The sequence below is a fragment of the Streptomyces sp. NRRL B-24572 genome, from assembly GCF_002156145.1.
Lineage (GTDB): Bacteria > Actinomycetota > Actinomycetes > Streptomycetales > Streptomycetaceae > Streptomyces > Streptomyces vietnamensis.
This window is the reverse complement of record NZ_MWIG01000347.1, coordinates 1-8,144: the sequence shown is the minus strand read 5'-3', so window position 1 is coordinate 8,144 and position 8,144 is coordinate 1. Positions and strand designations below refer to the sequence as shown.

Sequence of the window (8,144 nt, the reverse complement as noted above, 5' to 3'; positions counted from 1 at the left end):
GTCCGGACGCAGTCGCGCCCCGAAGGCCCCGGCGGACACGGCGGGCGCGACTGCGTCCGGACCGAGCGGCCCCTCGACGGCAAGGCCCGCCGGATCCTGGACATCACCCGCAAGGCCAAGAACGACCTCAAGCTCAAGTCCGTCGAGCTGCGGGTCACCGTCGACGGCGGCGAGGTCCTCACCGACGCCCTCGGCGAGTCCATGACCGGGGTCCCCGCCGAGCCGGACATGCACTTCCGGGCCGGTTCCGTGGCCTTCGCCCACATCGGCACGGTCCTCCTCCAGCTCGTCGAGGAGGGCAGGGTCGGCCTCGACGACACCGTGGAGCAGTGGCTGCCCGACGTGCCCAAGGCGGACCGGATCACCCTGCGGATGCTGGCGAGCAACACCACCGGCCTCCACGACTACGTCACCGACCCGGCCTTCGGCGCCGAGCTGGGGCCGCACCCGTTCCGCCAGTGGACCCCGGCACAGCTCCTCGCGTACCCCTACCGCCACTCCTTCTGGTACGAGCCGGGCACCAGCTGGAGCTACTCCCACGCCAACTACCTCCTCCTCGTCGCCGCGTTGGAGAAGATCACCGGCACCCGCATCGACAGGCTGGTGAGGGAGCGGGTCACGGGCCCCCTCGGAATGCGGAACACGCAGAACAACTTCACGCCCGACATCCCGGACCCGGTCCTGCACGCCTTCACCTCGGACCGCGGCTTCTACGAGGAGTCCACCTTCTGGAACCCCTCGTGGACCACCGCGCCCGGCGCGGTCATCACCACCCACATCTGCGACCTGGCGACGTCGGCGCGGGCGATCGGCAGCGGCGAACTCCTCTCGTACCGCTCGTACCGCACGCTGCTGAACCCGGGCACGGTCGGCCTCGGCGGCGGGACCGCCAGGTGCCCCGCCTCGATCTGCCTGAAGCAGACCGAGGCCAAGCACTTCGGCCTCGGCGTCATCGTCGTCAACGGGTGGGTGCTGCAGAACCCGTCGTTCTCCGGGTACGCGGCGATCCAGGCGTACCTCCCGTCGAAGGGGCTCGCCATCGCGGTCTCCGCGACGAAGACCCCGACCACCCCCGACGGCAACATGGCCGAGGTGGTCGCCCGGCGCATCGCGGCCGCACTCGCCCCGAACGACCCGCTGGCGATCACCTGACCCCTCGTCGGGGGAGGGGGCCGGTGCGTCGATCGGGCGTCGCCCGGCAGCCGATGCGTCCGAAGCCTGCCCGGATCCGGCATGACGGCCGCCCGTGGAGCCCGGCCGGCGTGCCCGCGGGGCATGGACGATGACGAGCCTCCTGGTCGACGGCCTGTGCCAGGTCTTCCTGCTCATGGGGGCTCGAACCGGACAGGGAGACCGGACCGGGCGGCGGTACGCGTCGTGAGACCCGCGCGATCGGAGGAGCCGTACGCCGGGCGTGTCGGGTTCCCGCGGGGCGGCGGGCCAGTGGTTACGTGGCCGCGAACCCGTCGAGCCCATCGAGGAGAACGCCATGCGGATCCACGTGACCAGTGTCTTCGTCGACGACCAGGACAAGGCCCTGAGCTTCTACACGGAGAAGCTGGGCTTCGTGAAGAAGACGGAGGTCCCCCTCGGCGACTACCGCTGGCTGACCGTCGTCTCGCCGGAGGCCCCCGACGGCGTCGAGCTGCTCCTGGAGCCCGACGCGCACCCCGCCGCCAGACAGTACGCACGCGCCCTCGTCGCGGACGGCATCCCGGCCACCTCCTTCGCCGTGGACGACGTCCGCGCGGAGTACGAGCGGCTGCGTGCCCTCGGGGTCGTCTTCACCCAGGAGCCGACGGAGGCGGGACCGGTCGCCATCGCGGTGTTCGACGACACCTGCGGCAACCTCATCCAGATCGTCCAGCTGCCCTGAGCGGTCCCGCGATCAGGCGGCCGGCTTGCCGGGCTGGTCGTGGGTCGAGCAGTGGATGCCTCCGCCGCCGGACGCGATGGTGTCGATCGGGATCTGCACGATCTCGCGCTCGGGGAAGTGGTCCTGGAGGATGCCGCGGGCGCGGTCGTCGGCCTTCCGGTCGCCGAACTTCGGCATGAAGACGGAGTCGTTGGCGACGTAGAAGTTGGCGTACGTCGACACGAAGTCGTCGCCCCCGCCGGTGATCCTGTCGAGGTCGGGCTGCGGCAGGTCGATGATCTCGAAGCGTCGGCCGCGGGCGTCGGTGGCCTTGCTCAGCACCGAGCGGGTCTGGTCGGAGGAGCGGGACCAGGAGTCCGGGGGAGTGCCGGGGAACGCCCGGTCGAGCAGGACCACACCGGGCGCGGTGAACCGTACGAGGCTGTCCACGTGCGCGTCGGTGATGTCCTCGCCGCGGACACCGGCCAGCCAGACGACCTTCTCCACGCCGAGCGTGTCGATCAGCTCGTCCTCGATCCGGTCCCGGCTCTTCCCGCGGTTGCGGTTGTCGTTGACGATCGAGCTCTCGGTGACGAGGAGGGTGCCCTCGCCGTCGGTCTCGAAGGAGCCGCCCTCGGCGGTGAGCGGCGCCCGCTCGCGCGGGATGCCGTACCTGGCGAGCAGCTTGCGGCCCACCTGGGCGTCGTCGGCGTGGGTCTGCTTGTTGCCCCAGCCGTTGAAGTTGAAGTCGATCCCGGTGACCTTGCCGTCGTCCTCCACGAAGACGGGGACGGTGTCGCGGGCCCACAGGTCGTCGACGGCCATCGGAACGACCTCGACCTGCGAGCCGCACGCCCGCTGGGCCGCCGCCTGCTGGTCGGGGCGGGCCATCATCACGACCGCCTCGTACTCCGCGACGGCGCGGGCGATGCGGGCGATGTCCTTCCGTACGTGGGGGAGGTCGGCGTCCCAGACGGAGGCGAGGGCGGGCCAGGACATGAACGTACGGGTGTGGCTCTCCCATTCGGCGCCGAAGCGGCGCTCGCCGTCCGCGGCGGTGCCGGCCGGGGTGCGGCTCGTGCCGGCGGCGGTGCCGCCCTGCGCGGCCTCCTCGGGACCGCAGGCGGCGGCGCCGAGGGCGAGGGCGCCGCCGATTCCGGCGAAGGCCCGCAGGGCCGTGCGGCGGGAGGGGGAACGGTGGGACACGGTGTGCTCCGATCGTGGGCTGGCAGAACCGTGGACGCGACGCCACTGTGACACTGACTGGATTTTCAGTCAAATGGAGGGACGGTGCGGCGGGGCGTTGTCGCCCGGTCGGCCTCCGGCCCCTGGTTGGAGGCCGGCCCGGGGCCGGTCCTGGGTCATGTTGACTGAAATTTTGGTCAACGGCACGATCGTGCCCATGCCCTCCACGCACCCTCCCGCGCTCGACGACCCCCGAGAGATCGGCGGCTACCGGATCCAGGCCCGGCTCGGCGCCGGCGGCATGGGTGTCGTCTACCTCGCCCACACCCCGGGCGGGCGGCCCATCGCCCTCAAGGCGGTGCGCGAGGACTTCGCCGCCGACCCCGAGTTCCGGCGGCGCTTCGCCCAGGAGGTCGCCGCCGCGAGCCGCATCCACGGTCTCTTCACCGCGCAGGTGGTGGACCACGGGGCCGACGACCCCGTCCCCTGGCTCGCCACCGCCTACGTCCCGGGCCCCTCGCTCCAGCAGGTGGTCGAGCGCCACGGCCCGCTTCCCGCCCGTACGGTGCTGCTGCTCGTCGCCGGGATCGCGGAGGCCCTCCAGGCCATCCACCGCGCGGGCGTCGTCCACCGCGACCTCAAGCCGGCGAACGTCCTGATCGCCGAGGACGGCCCGCGCGTCATCGACTTCGGCATCGCGCGGGCGGCCGACGCCACCGGGCTCACCGGCACCGGCCTGGCCATCGGCACCGCCGCGTACATGGCGCCCGAGCAGGCCCTCGGCCTCGCGGTGACGCCCGCGACCGACGTCTTCGCGCTCGGCGCGCTCGCCGCCTACGTGGCCGGGGGAGCGCTGCCGTTCGGCGCCGGGCCCGAGTCGGCCGCGCTGTACCGCGTGGTCCACGAGCCGGCCGACCTCTCCCGCGTCCCCGTCGAGCTGCACCCCCTCCTGGAACGCTGCCTCGCCAAGCGGCCCGAGGAGCGCCCCGCCCCGGCCGAACTGATCGCCGCCGCCCACGCGCACCCGGCCGTCGGCCCCGCCCCGGAGTTCACCGAGGGCTGGCTGCCGGGCGCGGTGCGAAGGGAACTGCCGGCTTCCCCCGGCACGCCGTCGCCGTCGATCCACGACCGGCCCACCTGCGCCGCCACGGCCGTCCCCGTGCCCACGGAGCGGGTGCCGGAGCCACGCCCCGCCGGCGAGGCACCGGTGCGCCGGCGGAGTCGCCGACGCGGGCGTACGGCCCTGATCGCGGGCGTCGCGGCCGTCACCGTGCTCGCGGCGGCGGGCGGGGTCGTGTACCACCTCGACGGAACCGGGACGGCCTCGGGCTCCTCGTTCACGCCGGGATACGCCGACATCGAGCTGACCGCCCCCGACGACACGTACGAGTTCGACCTCGGCACCGGGAAGGTGGTCCCCGCCGAGACCGCCGACTGGTACCTGGCCCGCGAGAAGGGCGCGTTCGTGCTGCCCGAGGAGGCGGACGCCTTCGTCGCCTCCGGATACGTGCTGAGCCCCCGGGACTGCGAGCGGGGCATCGAGACGGAACCCGTCACGAGCCTGCCCCTCGACGACCTCGCCGACGAGCGGCCCTTCTGCGTCCGCAGCCCCGACGCCCGGCGGCTCGTCATCGCGCGGCTCGTCGAAGGGGCGCCGGGCGAGGGCCCGGTCACGGTGGCCCTGAGCCAGTACCGGAAGGACGGCTGAGCGGCGGGCCGGCCGGGGGCGGCGCTGCCGATCACTCCGCCCGTCGCTCCGGATAGGGTTCTGACATGGCGTCTCGTAGTACTCAGATCCTGGAAGCGGCCGCCCGGGTGATCGCCCGGCGCGGGGTCCGCGGGCTCCGCGTGGAGGAACTGGCCGCCGAGGCCGGGGTCTCCACCGGCCTGATCTACTACCACTTCAAGGACCGCACCGGAATCCTGCGCCACACGCTGGAGTTCATCAACGACCGCGCCGAGCGGTACACCACCGAGCGGGACCCCGACGCCGAGCCGCTCGGCCCGCGCGAGGAGCTCGACCAGGTCCTCCTCCTGGAACTCCAGGACACGCCGGAGGTGAGGGAGAACAGCTCGGCCTGGGGCGAGCTGAGGGCGAGCGCCGTCTTCGACCCCGTCCTGCGCGAGGACCTCGCCCGCGCGACCCTGGTGTGGGTGCAGGAGGTGGCCGGGCTCCTGGGCCAGGTGCAGCCCATGGCGCCCGCGGCCGCGCTCGCCGCCGCGGCGGAGCGGCTCACCGCCCTCCTCGAAGGCCTGAGCATGCGCTGGCTGAGCGGCGGCCTCGCCATCGATCACGCGCGCACCCTCATGCGGGAGGCCGTCGAGGTGGAGCTGTACCGGCTGCGACAGCCCTGACGCCCTCCCGCCCCCGCTTTCAGCCGACGTGGACGCGCGGCCGGAGGTCCCGGTCGGGTTCCGCCTCCCGCAGGACCTCGCGGGTGACCGGTGCGACCTCGCCCTGGCCCAGGAGGAAGAAGCGGAGGAAGTTGGCGAAGGGGTTGCCCTCGGTCCACTCGAAGTAGATGTGCGGGCGGACGCCGGTGAGATCGCGGGAGTGCAGCAGGAGTGCGGCCAGCGCGTTCGGGATGGAGGAGGACTCGACGGTGAGGACCCGGTAGCGCTCGTGCATGACCTCGCCGCGCACGGTCAGGCCGGCCTCGAACTCCGAGGGGTCGGTGACCGTCACCTCGAGGAAGACGAAGTCCTCGGTGGTCGGCAGATCGTTGTCGGCGCGGATCTGCTCGATCTTGTCGCGGTACTCGGCGACGTCCCGCTTGTCCGGTTCGTTGGCGATGAAGCGGGGGGTGCGGCGGGAGATGTCCTGGATGAAGCGCTCGGCCATCTCGTCGAGGTCGATGTGGGTGACGCGCAGCTCGAAGGCGCGGCCGAGTCGGGACAGGAGGGAGATGAGGATGATGCCGGCGATGAAGCAGGCACCGATCTTCACGCCGTCGGGACGCTCGATGACGTTGACGACGGTGGTGTAGAGGAAGACGGCGGAGATGACGCCGAAGCCGATGGTCCAGCCCTTCTGGCCGGCCTTGCGGGCGGCGATGGTCACCGCGATGGCCGCCGAGGAGATCAGGACGAGGACACCGGTGGCGTACGCGCCGCCCTGGGCGTCGACGTCGGCGTCGAAGATCCAGGTCACCAGGAAGGCGACCAGGGTGAAGACGATGACCATCGGGCGCACGGCGCGGGCCCAGTGCGGGGCCATGCCGTACTTGGGCAGGTAGCGGGGCATCAGGTTGAGCAGACCCGCCATCGCCGAGGCGCCGGCGAACCAGAGGATGGCGATGGTGGAGACGTCGTAGACGGTGCCGAAGGTGTTGCCCAGGTACTCGTGGGCCAGGTAGGCCAGGGCGCGGCCGTTGGCGTTGCCGCCGGATTCGAACTCCTTGGCGGGGATGAGGACGGTGGTGATGAAGCTGGTGCAGATCAGGAAGACGCTCATGATCAGCGCGGCGGTGGTCAGGAGCTTCTTGGTGTCGCGGATGCGGCCGGTGGGCCTGGCCTCGGTGTCGGCCGGGTCGCCCTGGACGTGGGGCATGACGGCGACGCCGGTCTCGAAGCCGGACAGGCCGAGGGCGAGTTTGGGGAAGACGAGCAGGGCGACGCCGATCATGGCGAAGACGTTGCCGTGTTCGGCGGTCAGGGCGGCGGTCCAGTCGGTGACGACGTGGCCCTCGGTGATCACGTGCCACAGGCCGCTGACCACGACCACGGCGTTCAGGGCGAGGTAGACGCCGACGAGGAAGACGGCGACGCCGATGGCTTCCAGGAAGCCCTTGAGGAACACCGCGCCGAGCAGGGCGACCAGCGTGAGCGTGATGATCATCTGCTTGTCGTGCAGCGCCGATTCCAGGTGGGGGTTCTCCACCAGGTGGGTGGAGGCGTCGGCGGCCGACAGGGTGATGGTGATCAGGAAGTCGGTGGCGGCGAAGCCGAGCAGGGTGAGGACGAAGAGCTTGCCCTTCCAGAAGGACAGCAGTCGCGACAGCATCGCGATCGAGCCCTCGCCGCGCGGGCTCTCCTCGGCCACCCGCCGGTAGACGGGCAGCGCGCCGGCCAGGGTGACGATCACGAGCACGATGGTGGCGACGGGGGAGAGCAGGCCGGCGGCCAGGGCGGCGATGCCGGGCTGGTAGCCGAGGGTGGAGAAGTAGTCGACACCGGTCAGGCACATCACCCGCCACCAGCGCTGTCCCTTGTGTCCGGCGTCCGGGGCCGGTTCCTTGGGGCGGGAGGGCTTGCCCTTCCCCATGTCGGAGAGGCCCTCCAGCATCCACGCGCGCAATCGTCCGGAGCGTGCGTCATCGGTGGTGGCCATCGGGTGTCCCTGGGTGCTGGTAGGTATCGACTTTCGGCCATCCGACGGACGGCCGGGCAAGCCTAAACAGACGCCGAGCCGCCGATACGGGGTCACGCGTCAGGGAAGCGTCAAGATCCCCCTGTCGGACGTCGTTCTCATCACACCGGACCCGTCCGCCGGGCCCCGCCGCCCTCAGCGGCTGCCGAAGGCCTGCGTCCAGTAGGGGCCGCCGGAGGTGTGGAGGCCGATGCCGATCTCCTTGAAACCGCAGTTCAGGATGTTCGCCCGGTGGCCGGGGCTGTTCATCCACGCGTCCATCACCTGCGCCGGGGTGGTCTGGCCCTTCGCGATGTTCTCGCCGTACGACGACCAGGTGTATCCGGCGGCCGTGATGCGCTCGCCGGGGCCGTCGCCGTCGGGGTTGGTGTGGTCGAAGAAGTCCCGCGCGGCCATGTCGTCGGAATGCCCCTGGGCGGCCTTGGTCAGCAGGGGGTGCTCGGTCAGCGGCCCGCAGCCCGCCTTGGCCCGTTCCTCGTTGACGAGACCGATCACCTGCTGGGCGGCGGAACCGGAATCGGAAGCGGAACCGGAATCGGATCCGGATGTCGTCCGTGAGGCGGTGGGGGCGGGAGCGGGCGCGGTCGTGTGCGGCGTACGCGTCGGCCGGCGCCGCCCCGGCCGACGCGTACGCCGCACACGACCGCGCCCGCTCCCGCCCCCACCGCCTCACGGCCGACATCCGGATCCGATTCCGGTTCCGCTTCCGATTCCGGTTCCGCCGCCCAGCAGGTG

The 8,144-nt window shown here is 71.9% G+C and carries 6 protein-coding genes and 1 pseudogene; 4 read left to right on the top strand and 3 right to left on the bottom strand.

Annotated elements, in window-relative coordinates; genetic code table 11:
- Together CCN56_RS21300 and CCN56_RS21295 are read left to right on the top strand one after the other, a co-directional pair.
- A partial coding sequence (locus CCN56_RS21300; RefSeq protein ID WP_086829079.1) for a serine hydrolase occupies positions 1–1,152 on the top strand: 1,152 nt, incomplete at its 5' end.
- A 337-nt stretch (positions 1,153–1,489) separates the two neighbouring features.
- Entirely contained in the window at positions 1,490–1,876 is a 387-nt protein-coding gene (locus CCN56_RS21295; RefSeq protein ID WP_086829077.1) for a VOC family protein, read from the top strand.
- 12 nt (positions 1,877–1,888) lie between these two features.
- On the opposite strand, the gene CCN56_RS21290 is transcribed toward CCN56_RS21295, so the two are convergent.
- Positions 1,889–3,061, bottom strand: a complete 1,173-nt coding sequence (locus tag CCN56_RS21290) for an agmatine deiminase family protein (RefSeq protein ID WP_086829075.1) — start codon at positions 3,059–3,061, stop codon at positions 1,889–1,891.
- Positions 3,062–3,257: 196 nt separating this feature from the next.
- Here CCN56_RS21290 and CCN56_RS21285 point away from each other — a divergent pair, with 196 nt between their 5' ends.
- Together CCN56_RS21285 and CCN56_RS21280 are read left to right on the top strand one after the other, a co-directional pair.
- Positions 3,258–4,748 carry a serine/threonine-protein kinase gene (locus CCN56_RS21285; protein ID WP_086829081.1) on the top strand — a complete coding sequence of 497 codons (1,491 nt, stop codon included), beginning with the start codon at positions 3,258–3,260 and terminating at the stop codon, positions 4,746–4,748.
- 65 nt (positions 4,749–4,813) lie between these two features.
- A complete protein-coding gene (locus tag CCN56_RS21280; protein ID WP_086829073.1) occupies positions 4,814–5,395 on the top strand; it encodes a TetR/AcrR family transcriptional regulator in 582 nt (193 codons plus the stop codon).
- 19 nt (positions 5,396–5,414) lie between these two features.
- Here CCN56_RS21280 and CCN56_RS21275 read toward each other — a convergent pair whose 3' ends face one another.
- Both CCN56_RS21275 and CCN56_RS21270 read right to left on the bottom strand, forming a co-directional pair.
- The gene (locus CCN56_RS21275; RefSeq protein WP_086829071.1) at positions 5,415–7,370 is read right to left on the bottom strand and encodes an APC family permease; all 1,956 of its coding nucleotides are present in this window, start codon (positions 7,368–7,370) and stop codon (positions 5,415–5,417) included.
- A 174-nt stretch (positions 7,371–7,544) separates the two neighbouring features.
- A pseudogene (locus CCN56_RS21270) lies at positions 7,545–8,018 on the bottom strand (CAP domain-containing protein); the annotation flags it as partial.
- Positions 8,019–8,144 lie beyond the last annotated feature (126 nt).

What these genes read in the sequence shown, in the direction of transcription:
- CCN56_RS21285 (WP_086829081.1), top strand. Translation starts at nt 3,258, where the DNA reads ATGCCCTCCACGCACCCTCCCGCGCTCGACGACCCCCGAGAGATCGGC.
- CCN56_RS21275 (WP_086829071.1), bottom strand. Translation starts at nt 7,370, where the DNA reads ATGGCCACCACCGATGACGCACGCTCCGGACGATTGCGCGCGTGGATG.
- CCN56_RS21295 (WP_086829077.1), top strand. Translation starts at nt 1,490, where the DNA reads ATGCGGATCCACGTGACCAGTGTCTTCGTCGACGACCAGGACAAGGCC.
- CCN56_RS21280 (WP_086829073.1), top strand. Translation starts at nt 4,814, where the DNA reads ATGGCGTCTCGTAGTACTCAGATCCTGGAAGCGGCCGCCCGGGTGATC.